Origin of the sequence: Caldivirga sp. MU80 (assembly GCF_001663375.1) — an archaeon.
Taxonomy (GTDB): domain Archaea; phylum Thermoproteota; class Thermoprotei; order Thermoproteales; family Thermocladiaceae; genus Caldivirga.
Genome location: NZ_LCTF01000016.1, coordinates 31,013 through 48,673 on the forward strand (window position 1 = coordinate 31,013; position 17,661 = coordinate 48,673).

Genomic DNA, 17,661 nt, shown 5'->3' on the forward strand with positions numbered 1-17,661 from the left:
ACCACACTACCGAAGGCTTAACTGGTTTTTAACAACCTTATCGTAATAGTCCATGAGCGGCACCCACACGGTCATAGGGCCTGGTTCCCTATTGGCCCACGCATAGTACGGTATTGCCTTAAACTTAATGGGCCTAATCGCCAGCTTAACGTCATTAATCGGCTCATACAGCCTACCCTGGGTGCCTAACTCGTAGGCATCCCCCTCAATAATAACGACACCACCAAGCAGCACCCTGTTGAATCTAGCCTCAAGCCTGCAGGTAGTTTTCAAGGCTATGTTGTAGACGTCAACACCTGGGTTATCCGTCTGTTCAATGCAGTAGATTAATGGCCCTCTCCTTATGGCAACCCTAGACGTGTTAGCCAGCACGTGTTGATGCGATGACATTAGATCAACATTCATAGGCATCCTTAAGGTTACCTCATCCCCGTAACTCCAGCTTCTCCTTACTCCAACGTACGTTGATGGGGTTAATTCATGCTCATAATCCCCACCGTTAATCATTAGCTTGGCTCCACGGCTCCAACCCGGTATCCTTAGGTACAGTGTGAATTCGTCACTGTGACTTGGGTTAACCACCATGTTAACTTCACCATCCCAGGGATAGCTTGTTTTCACAATAAGCTCAACCACGTTATTACCTAGCCTAGCTCTAACACTCGATGAAACGTATAGGTGAACCCACAGCCCATCACTTGACAGTGAGTATATGTAACCTGGGAGTGAAGCCAGCAACCTAGCTATGTTGGGTGGGCAGCATGCAACCTCAAACCAAGGCATCCTCCTATGGTAACCCCTACTGGCCAGTGGATTAACGTAGAAGAACTCCCTCCCATTCAGTGATACGCCAGCTAGGGCTGCATTGTAAAGGGCCAGTTCCATTACGTCAGCGTACTTGGCCTCACCTGTGGCTAGGAGCATCCTGTAGTTCCACATTATATTGGCCACTGCGGCACAGGTCTCCGAGTAGGCCCTATCATTGGGTAATTCATACCTCTCACCTATGGATTCACCCTCATGTCTAGAGCCGACGCCACCCGTGATGTACATCCTGGTTTCGGTTAAGTCAACCCAAAGCCTATTCAATGCATCCCACAGGCCCTTATCCCCAGTCTCCATGAACACGTCGGTTGTACCCGACATTAGGTAGAGGAACCTGACGGCATGGGCTATGGGTACTTCATTCAACTCCTTAATGGGCTTATGGTCAATGAAGTATTCATCATCGAAATCCCAGGCATTAGGCATCCCAAACCCCCTTAAGGTACCCCTACCCCTGGTGCTAACTTGAAACACAGCCTCGTTAAGGTACCTCACATCCCCGCTCTCCCTATATAATTCAATAAGTGCCATTTCAACCTCTGGGTGTCCATCAACGGCTACTATGCCGTGATCATTGAAGTTGTCAACTATGTGGTTAGCCAACTTAACCGCAGTGTCATAAAGCCTTTGACAAGCCCCACCCCTCCTGCAGGCAATTGCCGCTTGAATTAGGTGGCCGGCGCAGTATAATTCATGGGATTGCCTAAGGTACCTGTACCTATTACTGAGTCTATCGTGGAAGTACGTGTTTATGTAGCCGTCGGGTAATTGGGCCTTTGAGACAGCGTCAACGACGTCATTAAGCATCTTAGCCAATTCGTCACTATGCATGTAGGTGAGTAGCCATGCAGTTGCCTCAATCCACTTATAGACATCGGAGTCATTGAATAGTAAACCCCTAAACCCACCCTTAAAATCACCTGAAACCCTCCTAAAATTATCAACCCTCCCAGTCTCCTCAAGGAGGTTATACATCCTGGGTAGAGTTACCCTCGCAAGAGTGTTTAACCTAGGCAACCAGAAGTCGTCATTAACCTTAACGTTACTTATTGAAACGGGTCTTAACCTAGCGTATGGGCTATTAGAAGTGTCAACTATGAAAGCCCCCATTGATTATACACCGCATGAATTCCCTTATAAGTATTGTATAGCTTTAATGACCTTCTCCCTGCCTTTGTTGGGCGGGGTTTTCATTGTGGGGGTCTTGGTTGTTACCCCTCTTTGGGGGTTACTAAATACCCTGCCTAGTGTTGGGTTTAACCCCCATTGCTATGAACCCCACGTAGTGAGGCAACCCTGCCCCTAGAAGGAACAGGGCTTGTAGTTCATTTTGTCAGTTGAAACGCCGACACATCACCAACTCATCGTAACTCTGATTCATCACCAAGTGCACCTACCACCGCTATTAATAAGTTTTCATTATGAATGAACTCTGATATAATTGTAATTGAGGAAGTGGTAACCTCAACGCCTTCTGCCGTACCTACCCATTACATATGCCTCAGCCAGGATGTGGCCCTCCATTGCCCTCCTAACTTCACTTAACCCTGCACTAGGCCTTAGGTTAAGGGTTGCATCCAGGGCGTAGAGCCTAAAGTAGTACCTATGGGGTGGGTGGGTTCTGGGTGGGCATGGGCCACCGTAGCCAACCCTGCCGAAGTCGTTAACACCCTGAAGTCCAACCCCAGGTACCTCCGGTCTCTTAGGCACATTCTCGGGTAGTTGGCTTAGGTTAGGTGGTATGTTGTATAGGACCCAGTGCGTGAAGGTTCCGCCTGGTGCATCAGGATCCTCCATTATGAGGACGAAACTCTTAACACCAGCCGGCACCTCAAGCCACCTTAAAGGTGGTGAAACGTCATCACCATCGCACGTGTATTTAACTGGTATCGTGTCCTCGCTCCTGAAGGCTGGGCTCTCAACCCTCATGGTGAATTACCCTGTGTAGGTGTTTTTATTAATTAACCTCATTGAGCCGTTATGTTAACCTTGATGGGCGGGCTCATGGTTAACTTCAACTCAACCTCCTTAAGCTTATCCCACCCGTACTTCCTAGCCACCTCCTCAAGCACGGCTACGGCGTTTTCAGCTATTTTACTGGGCTCCATGTCCTCGGTCCCAACCTTAACCATTATCTGGGGTTGGTCCCTAACCCTAACCCTAACACTCCTCCTATACCTATCTATAAAAGCCTTCACGTCTGCATTGGGTGGCACCACATCGGGCATTTTACCCCTAGGCCCAAGTATTGGGCCCATTGTCCTACCTATCTGCACCATTAGATCCGGTGAAGCCAGGAAGAAGTCGAATTGCTGGGCAAGCTTCCTAACACTCTTCTTATCACTGAACTTACCGAGGTCATCCTTAGTTATGACTAGGTCGGCTCCAGCCTCCCTGGCTGCGGTTATCGTGGCACCGCTGGCAATAACACAAACCTTAGCCCTCTTACTCATTGGGTTCGGTAACGGGACTGTTAGGTTAATCCTGTTCTCAGGCTTCTTAACATCAACATCCCTCAACTTTATTATCAACTCCACTGTCTGGTTAAACCTCCGCCTCTTGGCAAGCTTCCTAACCTCCCCAAGGGCCCCCTCAATAATCTTAACGTAACTGCTGCTCATTAACCAACCTAGGCCCGGTGGATTTATAATGTTTTACTGCCATTCAGCATTCACCGTTCCATGTAACCTGCGGATTCGCTAATAATCCTCCTCGGCAACTCCCACCTAAACCTCACTGCAATGAACCTTAACGCTATTGTGGCAATCATTGACACTAGCGCTGACGTCGAATCACCGAGACCAATTAACCTAAGCATGAAGTAGGTTAAGGAGCCTATTATTGCCGCTGTAGCGTAGAATTCCCTAGTAAGTACCATTGGAATTTCATTAGCCAGCAGATCCCTAACCACACCACCACCAACGGCGGTTATTGCCCCCACCAGTGTTACGAGTAGTGGGTTATGCGACACTGAATAAGCCAGTGAGGCACCTGATGCCGAGAACGCACCCAATCCCACGGCATCCGCGTATATCAATGGCTTACCTACATTATTGAAGAACCTGTAGAACACAAAGGTCGCTACACCTGCGGCTATGGCGGTTAATGGGTAGGGTAGGTAAGTTAAGTTTACCGGTGGGTAGATACCGAGGAGTACATTGGATATTATGCCACCACCCAGCGCCATGACCCCCTCCCCGCCTTGGAGGGCGGGGTTTCACTCTGGGGGGTCTCGATTGTTACCCCCTCTTTGGGGGTTACTAAAAACCCTAGTAAAGCTGGGGTAGTAAACCTGACGCATAAGACCCCACTACGTGGGACGATCCCGCCCCTAGAAGGGGCGAGGCTTGACCATACTGTCACGAATCCAAGCACAATAACGCCGAGTAGATCCATCCCCTTCCTAATGGCCTTCATGGAACCGGACACGGTAAATGCAACTATACCAATGTAGTTTGTTACCGTGAGTACAATATTCATAACGGATCCTTACAGCGCTTTTTATTAAGGACTCCTCTGGCCATTCATTGGGCTGGAAATGTTTAAATAATCTCCAATGCATGGGTTTGATTAATGAGGTATTGGTCGGTTAGTGACGAGGATGTGATCAATTTGGTTAAGAGGAGGTATAACGTAACCGTGACCTCTGACCAGATAGCTAGGGCTAGGGGTTTTGAGTATAGGATTAGTTGGAAGAAGGCTATTGAAACAGCCAGGGCTGTGAGGTTCCTAACCATTAAGCAGGCGGAGGAGTACATGGAGAGGGTTAAGAAGCTTGAGGCGCCTGTACCCATCAAGGAGTTCACTAAGAAGCAGGCGCACCACAACGTGCCTTGGGTTGGTTGGCCCGTGGCCAAGTGGCCGGTTAAGGTGGCGGATGCCTTCCTAGAGGTCCTTAGGAACCTTGAGAACAACGCCAGTTATAGAGGTTTAAACGTTGATAGCACTGTGATTGTGCATGCGTCGGCAAGTAAGGGTATGAGGATTAAGAACTACATGCCGAGGGCCTTCGGTAGGGCTACACCGTGGTTCCACGACACGGTTAACATAGAGCTTGTTGGTGTTGAGCTACCAGCCGACCTGGTCCCAAGGAAGTTCAGTTGGGCCAGGGTCCTTAAGGCTGTATAAGCATTTAACCGACGCCCATTCAATTAACCTTTAGAGGGGTTGGTTATTGGGGAGGTAAGAGAAAGGGGGTTATGGGGAATTTTTGCTGAGAAATTAATTACTGAATTAAGGCGAGTTAACTTAGGACAAAAAGACCGTTACCTGGCTGTTGCGGCAACCCTCTCCATCTCATCCCTCCTCCTTAACGCATAACTGGCTTGGTCATTGTTAGCCGCTGCAATTATCTCGCTGGCTAGACAATCCTCTATGGGCCTTGGGTTATTGAATGAACATGCCCTAGCCCCCTCCGCAATCCACCTTATGGCCAAGTCAAGTCTCCTCATTGGGCTAACATCAACGGAGACTGGGTAAGCTATACCACCGTAGATGACCCTAGTAATCTCCTCCCTGGGGGCTACGTTAACTATGGCGTCAGTAAAAACTTGAACAGGGTTCTTCCCAGTTGCCGTGTAAACTATGTCGAAGGCAGTCTTAACTATCTTATAGGCCTTCTGCTTCTTCCCGGCATTCTTACCGGGCTTCATGAGTTGGTTGATCAGCCTCTCCACTATCGGTATCATAGCCTTGCCGAACTTCCTGTTCTGGTACTTACCCTCGGTGTGTGGGAGTATCATCGGCTTGAGGCACATATATCTCCTGAGCCCAGGATCCCTAACAACGATGCCGCTGACGTCCCACTTACCGAAGAGTAGTATTGGGCTACCGTCAAGCGCCTTCACGTCCCTCGGGCACTCCTCGATTATCTCAATGCCGGGTGCCAACTCCTCAACCCTGGTGGTTTTCGATAACTGTTGCGCCACGGTGGGGGTGTGTGCATTGGGTTTTTAAAACTCCCGCGCCGGTTAAATTTAATCAATTGATTGAATGATTTAAATTAAATTGCGAAATCCAGAGTTAGATTTTTAAATAAACCCTTGAAAGGGCCTTATGAGTAAGTTTAAACTACTGCTTGTATCGGACCTACACGGCTCGGAGGTAGCCTATAGGAAGCTGTCTAACGCCGTGAGGTTCTACAAGGTTGATGCAGTGGTACTTGCAGGTGACTTAGCTGGTAAGGTACTTGCACCTGTTATTAAGCTTCCAGGTGACTCATATAGGATCCCCATCATCAGCGAGAACAAGGTGTTTAAGGGCAGTGAGGCTGAGGTTAAGATTAAGGAGCTTAGGGCCTCGGGTTACCACGTTAGGGTTGTTAGTGAGGAGGAGCATGAGAGGATGGTTAATGATAAGGATTATTTAAACAAGGTCTTCAATGAAACAATGGCTAAGGACGTTGTTGAGTACCTAAGCATAATTGACGAGAGGTATAGGCAGCAGGGTGTTAAGCTATACATAATACCAGGCAATGACGACCCAAATGAGGTCATTGATGCCGTGGTTAATAGGCAGTGGGGCAGCATAATACCCTTCGACGAGGGCATCGTTAACCTAAACGACCACTTGCTTGTCGGCTTCGGCTACTCCAACATAACCCCCTGGAACACCCACAGGGAGTTGAGTGAGGAGGACATTTACAACAGGTTAAGTAGGTTAATGAATAAGCTTGACGGCGGCGCCTACTCAAGGACAATACTGGTGGTTCACGTGCCACCCCATGGCACGCTGATAGACCAGGCCCCCATGCTGACCAGTGACTTTAAGGTTGTTAGGAGGGGTGGGGAGGTTGTCTTCACCCACGTGGGTAGCACTGGGGTTAGGAGGATTATTGAGGAGTATAAGCCATTAATGGGCCTCCACGGCCATATCCACGAATCGGGCGGTGTTGATTACCTTAAGGTTGATGGTTCAAGGATACCTGTCTTCAATGCTGGTAGTGAGTATCAGTATGGGATACTTAGGGGAATTATAATAAGCATCGATGGTAATAAGGTTAATTACGTGCCGGTTAGGGGTTAATTCAATCCTAAAGCCTCTCAACGACAAGGGCCGTGGCTCCCCCAGTTCCGTGGCAGAGGGCAGCAACACCCCTCCTGCCACCAAGGTGCTCAAGGCCGGTTAACAGTGTTGTTACTATTCTAGCCCCGCTGGCGCCCAGGGGATGGCCTATGGCTATTGCCCCGCCGAATATGTTCATCCTATCGTACGGTATGCCCAGCCTCCTATGCACCAGTACGTTAACCACTGCGAAGGCTTCGTTAACCTCGAAGTAGTCTATTGAGCCTAGGCTTAGGTTAAGCTTCCTAAGCACCTTATCTATTACGTACGTGGGGGCCTCGGTGAAACGCCTAGGCTCTATCATGTACCAGGCGTAGCCGATTACCCTGGCTATCGGTTTAAGCCCCAGTTCCCTAGCCTTATCCATCGTCGTGAGCAGCAGCGCCGCTGCGCCATCACTAAGCTGTGATGAGTTACCTGCCGTGTGTAGGCCGTCTGGGGTGAACGCTGGTTTAAGGGCCTTAAGTTTCTCCAGGCTGGTGTCCGGCCTAATACCCTCATCGTGGTCCAGCTTAACCCTCTCCCCACCTATGGTTGAGTCAATGGGCTCCACCTCCTTGAATAACCCACCCTCAGTAGCCTTAACAGCCCTCATGTGGCTCATGTAGGCGTATTCATCAAGCTCATCCCTAGTGATCCCATTCTCCTTAGCCACCATGTCAGCCTCCTGCCCCATCACCATCATTGTCACTGGGTCTATTAACCCATCATACACCATTAGGTCTATTGGCTGAACAACCTTAGTTATGAAGTGTTTAACACCCCACCTGTACTCACTTGGTAGGGCTATCGGCTGGGTGCTCATTGAGTCAACACCACCGGCTATGATTATGGATGCATCACCAAGCACCAACTCCCTGTACGCATCTATAATAGCCTGCATGCCTGATGAGCAAACCCTGTTAACAGTATAGGCACTAACAGAGTTGGGTAAGCCAGCCAATAGCGCTGCGTAACGTGAAATATTCTGCCCCATCCCACCCTGTAGTGTTGAACCGAAGATGACTTCATCAACCATTGACGGCTCAACCCCACTCCTCTTGAGGAGGGCCCTTATCGCCTCAGCGGCCAGTTGAGGCGACTTAACGTTCCTAAGCGCCCCACCGAACTTACCTATGGGCGTCCTAACGTACCCGACTATAACCACCTCACTGTTCATAGTGGTTAAGCGTGTGAATGTGAATTTAAAAATGTTTAGTAATCAACGAATAGCGTTACGTTGAGTAACTAACTCAATGGAATACTGCCGGTGGGGTTAATTGGCCTAACCCGTATGAAAGCTTTTATACACCCAACAACACACGGCCTGGTGGTTATCATCTGGGGCAGGAGTACGCAGTCACACCCTGGGAGGTTAAGGGTAAGGTAGATTACCTAAGGCTCGCCAGGGAGTTCGGTGTTCAGCTACTCACCGACGAGGACCTAAATCTGCTTAAAGGCCTAACTGGAGGTGACGTGCATTACCTAATCAGGAGGGGCTTCTTCTACGCCCATAGGGGTTTTAGGGAGATTCTGGAGAGGGCTAGGTCGGGTGAATCATGGGCGCTGTACAATGGTAGGGGGCCAAGCGGCGACCTGCATATAGGCCACCTAGTCCCCTGGATACTGACAAAGTGGTTCGTGGACAAGTTCAACGTCCACTACTTCTTCGAGTTAACCGATGATGAGAAGTTCCTGGTGAGGGATGGCTACACGCTTGAGGAGACTAATAGACTGGCCTACGACAATGCGCTAAGCCTAATAGCCCTTGGCTTCACGCCGGATAGGCTACACATAATAGTGGACACGGATGACGTGGCTTACCTGTACAAGATAGCCGTTAAGGTGGCTAAGAAGCTAACCTTATCAACGGTTAAAAACACCTTCGGCCTAACGGACTCAAACAACATAGGCGCAACCTTCTTCCCTGCAATGGAGATAGCAGTCGCCTTCCTACCCACGGAGCTTCTTAACAGTGAAACCCCCGTATTAATACCCACGGCCATAGACCAGGACCCATACTTCAGGCTGGCCAGGGATATTGCTGAGACCCTCAACTACCCCAAGCCGGCCACGTTATACAGTAAGTTTCTCCCAGGCTTAACAGGTGAGGATAAGATGAGCGCCTCTAACCCCGACTCAGCCCTATACATCAATGACGATGACAAGGAGGTCAGGAGGAAGATAATGAACGCCTTCACCGGCGGCCAACCAACAGCCGAACTCCAGCGTAGGCTGGGTGGTAACCCAGACATATGTCCAGTCTACAGGTACCACACACTCCTCAGTGATAGCGATGATGAGGTTAAGAGGATTTACGAGGACTGTAGGGGTGGTAGGCTTCTGTGCGGTGAATGCAAGCTGATACTTTATGAGAGGGTTAGCGCCTTCCTAAATAGGCATAGGGAACTGAGGGAAAAGGCTAAGGATAAGGTAAGTGAATACAAGATATCAGTTAAGTTTAAGTAGTCAATAGTCCTAAGCCGCTTAAACAAGCCAGGTGATACCCTCGTGGTGGTTGGTTACTGACCGATCCTCAACCTAATCCTTATCCCAGCCCTCCTAGCCTTAACGTAAACGTCAGTCTCCCTAATCCTCCTAACGAACAGCTCAACAATCGGCCTTAACCTATTAACCTCACTGGGTGGCACAGTACCCCATTGTGGGCAGTATTTATCAACCACGACGCCGAGTTCATCATCGTAGTTAAGTGGGTACAGCCTACAGCCAATGGGCCTATTCTCGTAAATTTTGCATAGTTTAGTCTCCTCATTAAAGAAAACACAGTGGCCGTTAACATTCCTCAACCTCCACACCCCACTATCTTCATCAAAAACAGCGAAGTCCTCTAACCTATACCCAAGGGTCTCAATTCTCTCAATATCCTCAGGTAGTAGCTCCATTTTGGTGTCTATGCAACATAGGCCACAGACAGTGCACTTGAACTTAACCTCAACGTACCTTAAGTCACCTATCACATTACTCATGCCTAGCACCAATACGGCGAAACGAAGGCAAGTAATGATTAATAAACCCTACGCCAAAAACCACACAGCAGAACACCCCCTCAAAAGCGGGGGTTATTGATTATCACCTACGCCTATGGTTAACCCACCTGCTGTTGCAGGCTTAGTTAGGATTAAGCGTAATAATTAGATGGTGATGCGCACCGCCTATAAATACTCCCCAACGCTCAATTTGAGGATTCCTTAGGTGTTAAGTTTAAGGAAAGACTTAAATACTAGGATCTAAATGGTGGTTCGTGCCAAAGAAGAGGAAGAATAGGGGTAGGCATAAGGGAGATAAGGGTAAGGAGTCGGTGGTTTACTGCGATAACTGCGGTAAAATGATACCGAGGTCTAAGGCCGTTAGGGTCACGGTACCCTACTCACCAATACCAGCGGATTTGGCTAAGGAGCTTGAGAAGCAGGGTGCAATAATACCCAGGTACTATATTACCAAGACTTACTGTATAAACTGCGCAATATACCTAGGAGTCATTAAGGTTAGGTCTGAGGATGAGAGGAAGAGCAGGAAGCCAATTTTAAGGAGCCAGCAGAGGCCGCTACAGAGACTGCCAGTCACCGCACCAGCAACCCCAGCACCCCCACAGGCGCCCACGGGTAATGAGACAACTCAGGCAGGCTCAAACCCAACCAACACCAGTGGCGATGCTCAAACAACCAAGTGAAGCCACTTATCTAATGAGGGTGGCTGAATCTATACCATTAATATGAGTACCCCATGGAAAAACTTATAAACCATAATGAAACAAGCAGTCTTAAGGGCCCGTAGTCTAGCTTGGTTAGGATGCCCGCCTGACGTGGCTTGGGGCTGGTGGGTCTGCAATCACAAAGCCCCAGGCATTGGATCGCGGGAGATCCCGGGTTCAAGTCCCGGCGGGCCCACCAGGCTATGGAGATTCTCGTTGGGAAAATGCTTAATTAGCGTTGAGTTAAACGTGAGGTGATGAGGATAAACTTATCATTGGTGGCTGTGGTTTTGATGCTTGTATTATTAGTGGAGTTGCTGTTGGCCATCGGTGGCATATCAGGTAGGTACATCACCCTCGCTAGTAATTACACTAGTCTAAGCGCCGAGTACTCGACCCTTAAGGTTAATTATAATGAACTGGTGATGAAATACTCGTTGATTAGCGTTAACTACAGTAAGTTAAAGGGCAACTACACTAACCTAGTGAGTTCATACGGTAGGTTACTGGCGAGTTACAACATAACCGTGGCCATGTATAATGAGACATTGGGTAAGTATGATGAGTGCTTGAACGCTAGTAATTACCTAAGAATGGAGGTGGGTAATTACACTAGAATCATAAGCAATCTATACGTTAATATCTCTAAGTCCAACAGCATAATTAAGGCCCTAACCAGTAATCTAATGCTGTGCAATAGGACCCTTGAGGCTGTTACGGGTAATTATAGTAATAAAACCGCTATATTGCAAAATTACATTAATTCTCTTTACAGAAATTATACAATATTAAACGCTAGATACTACTCATTAGAGGCAAACTACAGCAGTTTAATGAATACCCTAAGTCAACTAAACAATACTTTACTTAACCTGAACGATACCGTGAATTACCTGAAGTCCGGGGGCTACATCTATGAGTATGGTTTAAGAAACCTACATTCAACGTGCAACGTAACCATAGTGGGCAGTGGCGGTTCCGGCTTAATCAACGTGACGATTAAGCCTACGCTTAACCTAGCCAGTCAAATATTGAGCTACGGCAGTGAGGTAATGTTGATAATCAACATCCCAGTGTACCAAGGTAACCCAATACTGGTGGCTATAGGGCGAGTTAAGGTTAATGGCCAGTTAATCAACATTGAGTCTAATGTAACCGTTAGGCAGGTTAACGGCAGCCTAGAGCTCATCGAGTCGATAAATATAATAGACTCGCTAACCGTGGTGGATACTGTGATCCTACCCAGTGAACCACACCTCATAGCTTCAGTAACCATAACTCAGTATGACCAATCAAAGCCTCTAGCCCTAGACATACTCTACTCCCTCCAGAACCAGAATGCGGTCTCGGCTTTATGCATTGTTAATGTTGATTGATTCGACTATGATGCACTGGTGACCTCATCATACTCCATAGGCACTGTATTGCTTTCGGTTAACTCAATCTCCACAGCCAGTTCGGTTAAATCGTCATGCCCACTATACATCTTCGTTATCGACAGTAGTGAAATTGAGGATAGGAGTAGGAATAATCCACTGAACACCACACCTGCATTAGTCATCACAACTATGTAACCGTTACTTAGGTATATGCTAATTGGTAGTGGGATAATTAGGAGTAGCCCCAGTGCAAGTAGTGATGTCGGGATAAGTAACTTAAGCGATGCCTTACCGTCATTAAGGATGCTCTTCACCACACGCCTGTACATTAACCTAGTTAGTAGCAGTAACATAAGCCCCAGTATGGATGAGATTACGGAGGCCTCTAAAAGAAGGTAGTATAGCTTATCAGGTGTTATCATTACAAACACTATACCATTAGGGTTATCACTCACGACTATGGTGTCGAGGGGTAGGGGTATGGTTATGTGTGAGTTAAATCCCCTACTGAATGCTATGAACGTTGAGAACCCTATGTTGGTGAAGAATATGAACACTAATGCAATAACGGCCACTGTGTATATCAGCAGGACTACGTCTATCCTGTTCATTACGTTGTTAGTTGAATAGCCGGTTTTTAAATATTAATATTCAATGCTTGAAAACCAGGATTTTAAAGAAGTAAACTGAAACATTATATGTAGTCATCGAGACCCAGCTTCTTCAGGTGACTCTTAATCTTGGATACATCCTTTTCCATCTTCTTAGCCTCCTCTGCAACATCCTTAACCTCCTTATCCCTCATATTTAACGTGCACTCGCCATTAGGAGCCATGGCGTGGGCGCTGCATGCTGCGTACTGGCACTTGTAGCCTATGCATGGGTCATTGGTTAGGCCGCATATTGCCTTACCCTGGATAAACCTTAAGGCTTTCTTAACGCAGATGAAGTATTGGCAACTAGCCCCAATGCAAAGCTGAACCTTAGCTGGGGCCTTTGGGACAGTAATCCTCACGTTAACCCCCGTTCACTAGGCTTGCTAACTTAAAATATTTAAGCATTTTTCCCCAGCCCTTCCATACCAGTCCCAATGCATTTAATGTTAGGAACGTGCTCAGCCTGGTTTAGACCAATCACTTCTCATCCCTACCACGCCTCATCATTCCTAATTAGCCCTAAGGCTCAGGCGGCCTATTTAAAACACTTTAACTTAACCCCTGCCAACGGATAATAGCAATAACACGGTTCACTACTGTATAGGCAGGGGAGGGGGCGGCCTTATTATTGCACCTTAACCATTGGGAATGGTATCACCTCCTTAATTGAGTATTGGCCTATTAGGACCATGACTAGCCTGTCAATACCCACGCCTAGGCCACCCGTGGGTGGCATGCCGTAGCTGAGGGCCATCACGAAGTCGTAGTCGTAGGGGTGGGCCTCCTCGTCACCCCTCTTGAAGCGTTCAGCCTCCTCCTCGAAGAACTTATGCTGAAGCACAGGGTCATTAAGCTCAGTATATGCATTTGCCAATTCGAGACCGGCTATGTATAGTTCGAAGCGTTCTATTAAACCAGGCTTGGACCTATGGGGCTTACACAGTGGTGTTGTTTCCTGGGGATAGTCTGTTACGAAGGTTGGCTGGATAAGCTTAGGCGCAACGAGCTTATCGAAGAGCTTCTCAATCATGAATCCCCTGACATACTGCCCACCCCTGGGCACAAGCCTATTCTCATCCATTAGCCGCCTTAACTCATCATCGCTCATCTTCTCAACATCCCTACCTAACTCGCTGCTGAGTGCCTCATACATGGTAACCCTCTTGAAGGGGGCTGTCAGGTTAATCTCAACGTACCTCCCCTCACCAATGGGGTATTTGACCGTTGATGAACCAAGCACCTTAACTGCCACCTGCGATATCATTTCTTCAGTCAGCTTCATCACATCATTATAATCAGCGTAGGCCCAGTAAAGCTCAAGCATTGTGAACTCCGGGTTGTGGTGTACGTCGATATCCTCGTTCCTAAAGACCTTACCGATCTCGTAAACCTTATCAAAACCACCCACTATGAACCTCTTCAGGTAAAGCTCAAGGCTAATCCTCAGGTACCAGTCCTCATCAAGGGCATTAACATGGGTCTTAAAGGGCTTGGCCAATGCCCCACCGTAGACTGGTTGAAGAACAGGGGTCTCAACCTCAAGGAACCCCCTTGAGTTGAGGAACTCCCTTATCGCCTGAATCACCCTAAACCTAGTTTGAATTACCCTCCTGGCCTCACTATTGTAAAGGAGGTCAAGGTACCTGTGCGTGTACCTCCACTCGGTAGTGTACTTACTCCAGTCAGGTGGTTCAAGCAGCGCCTTTGAGAGTAGCTCATAGTTGCGGACCAATAGCGTTAATTCACCCTTAAGCGTGTAGAATAAGTCACCCTCAACCCCTATGATATCGCCCCTGTCTATGAACCTATGGAACTCCTCAAACCTCTCACCAAGTTCATTAACCCTCAGGTAAAGTTGAAGCCTCTCCCCCTCATCAAAGATATCGACGAATGACGCCTTACCATGTCTTCTGATGTTAGCAACCCTACCCACCGTCCTGATACCCCTGTAGAATGGGTCATGGCTAACCGGGTAATTCTTAGCCAACTCCCTTATCTGCGCAATGGTGTGAGTGAACTCGAACTTATGCGGATAAGGATTAACACCCCTACTCCTCAACTCCTCAACAACCCTTAACCTGTTGGGGTCCCACTGGGGTTTATACATACTTAACGGCAAGGCGGCAGTGGCCTTTTAAACCTTGTACCCCTCATGATCAATTAACAATTACGCCGTTAAGCCACCTAATAACAATTATAATTTAAGTTGAATATAAATGAGACTACATAGGTTAAGCACTTAAATCACCTAGAGTTAACTAGCCCCTGATGCTGCAGGTGGATGATGACCTAGTGGATGCATTAATGATACTTGGGTTGTCTAAAAAGGAGGCCACGGTGTTAGCCTACCTAATAATGAGAGGTAGCGCCACTGCCAAGGACATAATGGCCGACCTATCAATACACCAACCCCAACTATACAATGTAATGATGTCCCTGGAGAGGAAGGGGTTTGTTAATATTCAGCACAGTAAACCCAAGGTCTACGAGCCAATAAGCGTAGGGTTAATAATGGAGATGATTGAAAATGAGGCGTCAAGGCGTAAGCAAGCCATCGTGAAGGCCATTTCTTCATTAACCAGGGGTGAAAGGTCAAGGAGCCTGGTGTGGGTTACGAGGGGTATTGATAATATTGTGAATAACTCCGCGGCATTGATTCAGGAGGCTAAGAGTGAATTGTACATATCAGCGACCCCCATGTTACTAGGTAGGTTGTTAAAGTACATTAAGGGCCTTAACCCAAGGGTTAAGGTATACGTATTCATCTACCCCTACTTAGATGAGGAGTTATTAACAAGCCTAAAGGGCATTGATAATGTAGTTGAGGTTAAGACCAATAGGCTTGGCCCATTCTCCCTAATATCACCAGACGCAGAATCATGCGTGTTCACAATGATTAAGGCCAGTCTGAGCGATAGAAACGGCGCCTACGGCTACGTGTTTAGGGATAGGGCAATGACCCTGCAGTTCATACATAGCCTGTTCGATGCGTGGAGGCGTGCCCAAACGGTATACAGGAGGGAGTTTAAGGAGTCGGATTACCCATTGGTGTTCAACTCGCACAGGTTCGCCACCTGGGAGATACTTAGGGCTAGGGAGATTGGGTTAAACATAGAGGTTAAGGTTAAGGGTTACTTAACAAAGACAGGTGAAGAGGTGAGCCTAATTGGCACACCTGTTAACGTAACCATAAGTAGTGATGTGGTGAACTTCGAGCTAATACCCAAGGGCGGCGGCAAACCAATACTAGTGGGTGGCACAAATGCATTGATTGAGGACGTGGAGTCCGAGTACGTTGAAATTAATCCCTTGAGCCAAGGCATGTAACCTTGCCAGTGACTTGAGCAAATTATACTAAGCCATGTAGTAAAATTTAAAAACACCAGCACATTAAATAGCCTATGCCCAATAACGAACTCTCAATGGTAAGGGTAATGGTTATACTGGCCGTGGCTGTAATGGCCGTGTACGGTGCAGCGGTTGTGTATGCTCAGCAGAGGCCGCAGATCATAGGTGGAAACCCAGTAACAATAATACTAACCCCCGGCACACCAATGTGGAATCCCTACGCGCCAAGCAACATGATTGGTAACACGTGGGACTACCTACCATTGGCAGCCTTCAACCCATTAACAGGCCAATGGTGGCCTATACTAGCCGAAAATTGGACTGTTCAGGTTTTGCCTAATGGTAGTGGTATTTTGACTATTTACCTTAGGCCTGGCCTATACTGGTTCAACGGCACTAATGCAATACCCTTCACTGCTTGGGATGTTTATGCTCAGTTTTACATTGGTATGAAGGCATTCGCCTGGTATGTGCCTTGGATTAACCAGTCCCTAGTGGATGAGGATGTTAGGGTGTTGAACAACTACACGATACAATTCCTATTCCAAGAATGGACCCCATACATACCATACTGGCTACTAACAAGCTGGATAGACGTACCATACCCAGTCTGGAAACCAATAGTGGATGAATTAAAGACCATGAATGTTACTCAGGCGACTAAATTCGCAACAAACATAACCGAGTACGTGGTTCCATACTACGGCCTATACCCGTATTACCTAAGCTACGTTAGCACAACCTACCTCCACTTCACCCTTGAACCACCCAACCTGTTAAGCTCATGGTACCAGGTCTTCCCCTTCGCATCCTGGCAATACTACGACCCAACGGCTGTGGTTTGGGAGACTGGTGGCAACACACAGGCCTTAAGCGGCATGCTTGCCGGTAAGATTACGTACGACTGGATTGGGTTATCTGAAGCACAGCTTAAGGTAGTCAACAGTACACCGGGCTGATGACCCCCTCCCTACCTCGGGGAGGTAGGGTTAATCTTGGGGGTCTTGGTTGTTTCCCCCTCCATGGGGGTTAATGGTTTTACTCCGTTAGTGGTGATTATGTAGCTCAGTATCTTCTTTGGTATAGGCGTCTCATAGCCCACTCTTTTTGCAATATTCCTTGCTGCGTTTAGGTCGGCGTTGATTTTGATCCCAGTTGTCTGGCATATGTATAGTCCCCTCTTGACTCTGCCACTTTCATGCTTCATGCTGCATATTGAGCATTGTTTACTAGTCCCGTATTCATTAACCACGTTGAGCCTTATGCCGTACTCCCGCAATACCTCACCCAACCACCTAATGACCTTGTTGAACCACCAAATGTTCACATTATACTCGTTGCCATCATCTTGACTCACTAAATAGGGGTATCCGATGAATACCTCATCAACACCCATTTCATGCATTATCCTCGCTAGGAATCTGATTGCTGTCCTATAGTAGTGCCTTAGCCTCTCGTGTTGCTTATACTTGGCATGCAGCCAATAGGCATGGTACCTCCTCCATGCTTCGAATCCGTGGTTCCTCAGCCAGTCTCTGACTGATTGGTAGGTGCCTATTTCCCTCTTCCACCAGTAGTACTCAGCCTTAATACTCGAACCCTTGATTAAAATCGCAGTGTCACTGTGATTGAAAACCACAGCAAACAAATTGTTTAAACCAATGTCTATGAAAGCCTTATTACTGCCTTTAGGCTTCTC

At 47.6% G+C, this 17,661-nt stretch carries 17 protein-coding genes, 1 tRNA gene and 2 pseudogenes; 8 read left to right on the plus strand and 12 right to left on the minus strand.

Going from position 1 to position 17,661, the window contains the following annotated elements; genetic code table 11:
- Positions 1-6 precede the first annotated feature (6 nt).
- The 5 genes and pseudogenes from AAX04_RS05995 to AAX04_RS12585 all read right to left on the minus strand — a co-directional run.
- Positions 7-1,935 carry a glycoside hydrolase family 127 protein gene (locus AAX04_RS05995; protein WP_066795560.1) on the minus strand — a complete coding sequence of 643 codons (1,929 nt, stop codon included), beginning with the start codon at positions 1,933-1,935 and terminating at the stop codon, positions 7-9.
- 354 nt (positions 1,936-2,289) lie between these two features.
- Entirely contained in the window at positions 2,290-2,754 is a 465-nt protein-coding gene (locus AAX04_RS06000; RefSeq protein ID WP_066795561.1) for a YbhB/YbcL family Raf kinase inhibitor-like protein, read from the minus strand.
- A gap of 38 nt (positions 2,755-2,792) precedes the next feature.
- Positions 2,793-3,446, minus strand: coding sequence for a 50S ribosomal protein L1 (locus AAX04_RS06005; protein ID WP_066795563.1), 654 nt, complete (start codon positions 3,444-3,446; stop codon positions 2,793-2,795).
- Between the two features lie 50 nt (positions 3,447-3,496).
- Complete coding sequence (locus AAX04_RS06010) at positions 3,497-4,012, minus strand: trimeric intracellular cation channel family protein (RefSeq protein WP_084761223.1); 516 nt, start codon at positions 4,010-4,012, stop codon at positions 3,497-3,499.
- Between the two features lie 170 nt (positions 4,013-4,182).
- Positions 4,183-4,305 (minus strand): annotated as a pseudogene (locus AAX04_RS12585) (TRIC cation channel family protein); the annotation flags it as partial.
- A 93-nt stretch (positions 4,306-4,398) separates the two neighbouring features.
- Between AAX04_RS12585 and AAX04_RS06020 the strand changes: the two are divergent.
- Complete coding sequence (locus AAX04_RS06020; protein ID WP_066795567.1) at positions 4,399-4,953, plus strand: 50S ribosomal protein L22; 555 nt, start codon at positions 4,399-4,401, stop codon at positions 4,951-4,953.
- A gap of 137 nt (positions 4,954-5,090) precedes the next feature.
- Here the strand turns inward: AAX04_RS06020 and AAX04_RS06025 are convergent, their stop codons facing one another.
- A complete protein-coding gene (locus AAX04_RS06025; RefSeq protein ID WP_084761224.1) occupies positions 5,091-5,753 on the minus strand; it encodes a 30S ribosomal protein S7 in 663 nt (220 codons plus the stop codon).
- 127 nt (positions 5,754-5,880) lie between these two features.
- Here AAX04_RS06025 and AAX04_RS06030 point away from each other — a divergent pair, with 127 nt between their 5' ends.
- Entirely contained in the window at positions 5,881-6,849 is a 969-nt protein-coding gene (locus AAX04_RS06030; RefSeq protein ID WP_066795572.1) for a metallophosphoesterase, read from the plus strand.
- Positions 6,850-6,856: 7 nt separating this feature from the next.
- Here the strand turns inward: AAX04_RS06030 and AAX04_RS06035 are convergent, their stop codons facing one another.
- Complete coding sequence (locus AAX04_RS06035) at positions 6,857-8,047, minus strand: thiolase family protein (protein ID WP_066795575.1); 1,191 nt, start codon at positions 8,045-8,047, stop codon at positions 6,857-6,859.
- A 161-nt stretch (positions 8,048-8,208) separates the two neighbouring features.
- Here AAX04_RS06035 and AAX04_RS06040 point away from each other — a divergent pair, with 161 nt between their 5' ends.
- Entirely contained in the window at positions 8,209-9,336 is a 1,128-nt protein-coding gene (locus AAX04_RS06040) for a tryptophan--tRNA ligase (RefSeq protein WP_066795577.1), read from the plus strand.
- Between the two features lie 53 nt (positions 9,337-9,389).
- Here AAX04_RS06040 and AAX04_RS06045 read toward each other — a convergent pair whose 3' ends face one another.
- Positions 9,390-9,854: a YkgJ family cysteine cluster protein gene (locus AAX04_RS06045; protein ID WP_066795599.1), complete on the minus strand. Its 465-nt coding sequence runs from the start codon at positions 9,852-9,854 to the stop codon at positions 9,390-9,392.
- 275 nt (positions 9,855-10,129) lie between these two features.
- Between AAX04_RS06045 and AAX04_RS06050 the strand changes: the two are divergent.
- From AAX04_RS06050 to AAX04_RS06060, 3 genes and pseudogenes are all read left to right on the plus strand, one after another.
- Positions 10,130-10,411: pseudogene (locus AAX04_RS06050) on the plus strand (30S ribosomal protein S26e); the annotation flags it as partial.
- Between the two features lie 241 nt (positions 10,412-10,652).
- Positions 10,653-10,778: transfer RNA gene (locus AAX04_RS06055), tRNA-Val, on the plus strand.
- A 58-nt stretch (positions 10,779-10,836) separates the two neighbouring features.
- On the plus strand, positions 10,837-11,955 hold the full coding sequence (locus AAX04_RS06060) for a hypothetical protein (RefSeq protein ID WP_066795581.1): 1,119 nt from the start codon (positions 10,837-10,839) through the stop codon (positions 11,953-11,955).
- Between the two features lie 5 nt (positions 11,956-11,960).
- On the opposite strand, the gene AAX04_RS06065 is transcribed toward AAX04_RS06060, so the two are convergent.
- The 3 genes from AAX04_RS06065 to lysS form a co-directional block, all read right to left on the minus strand.
- On the minus strand, positions 11,961-12,569 hold the full coding sequence (locus tag AAX04_RS06065) for a hypothetical protein (RefSeq protein WP_066795586.1): 609 nt from the start codon (positions 12,567-12,569) through the stop codon (positions 11,961-11,963).
- Positions 12,570-12,652: 83 nt separating this feature from the next.
- On the minus strand, positions 12,653-12,973 hold the full coding sequence (locus AAX04_RS06070; protein WP_084761225.1) for a hypothetical protein: 321 nt from the start codon (positions 12,971-12,973) through the stop codon (positions 12,653-12,655).
- A gap of 266 nt (positions 12,974-13,239) precedes the next feature.
- Positions 13,240-14,721 carry a lysine--tRNA ligase gene (gene lysS / locus AAX04_RS06075; protein ID WP_066795587.1) on the minus strand — a complete coding sequence of 494 codons (1,482 nt, stop codon included), beginning with the start codon at positions 14,719-14,721 and terminating at the stop codon, positions 13,240-13,242.
- Positions 14,722-14,882: 161 nt separating this feature from the next.
- Between lysS and AAX04_RS06080 the strand changes: the two genes are divergently transcribed.
- Both AAX04_RS06080 and AAX04_RS06085 read left to right on the plus strand, forming a co-directional pair.
- Entirely contained in the window at positions 14,883-15,941 is a 1,059-nt protein-coding gene (locus AAX04_RS06080; protein ID WP_066795588.1) for a TrmB family transcriptional regulator, read from the plus strand.
- A gap of 74 nt (positions 15,942-16,015) precedes the next feature.
- Positions 16,016-16,921, plus strand: coding sequence for an ABC transporter substrate-binding protein (locus AAX04_RS06085; protein WP_066795589.1), 906 nt, complete (start codon positions 16,016-16,018; stop codon positions 16,919-16,921).
- An 11-nt stretch (positions 16,922-16,932) separates the two neighbouring features.
- Here the strand turns inward: AAX04_RS06085 and AAX04_RS06090 are convergent.
- On the minus strand, positions 16,933-17,661 hold a 729-nt coding region (locus AAX04_RS06090), incomplete at its 5' end, for a zinc ribbon domain-containing protein (protein WP_156519723.1).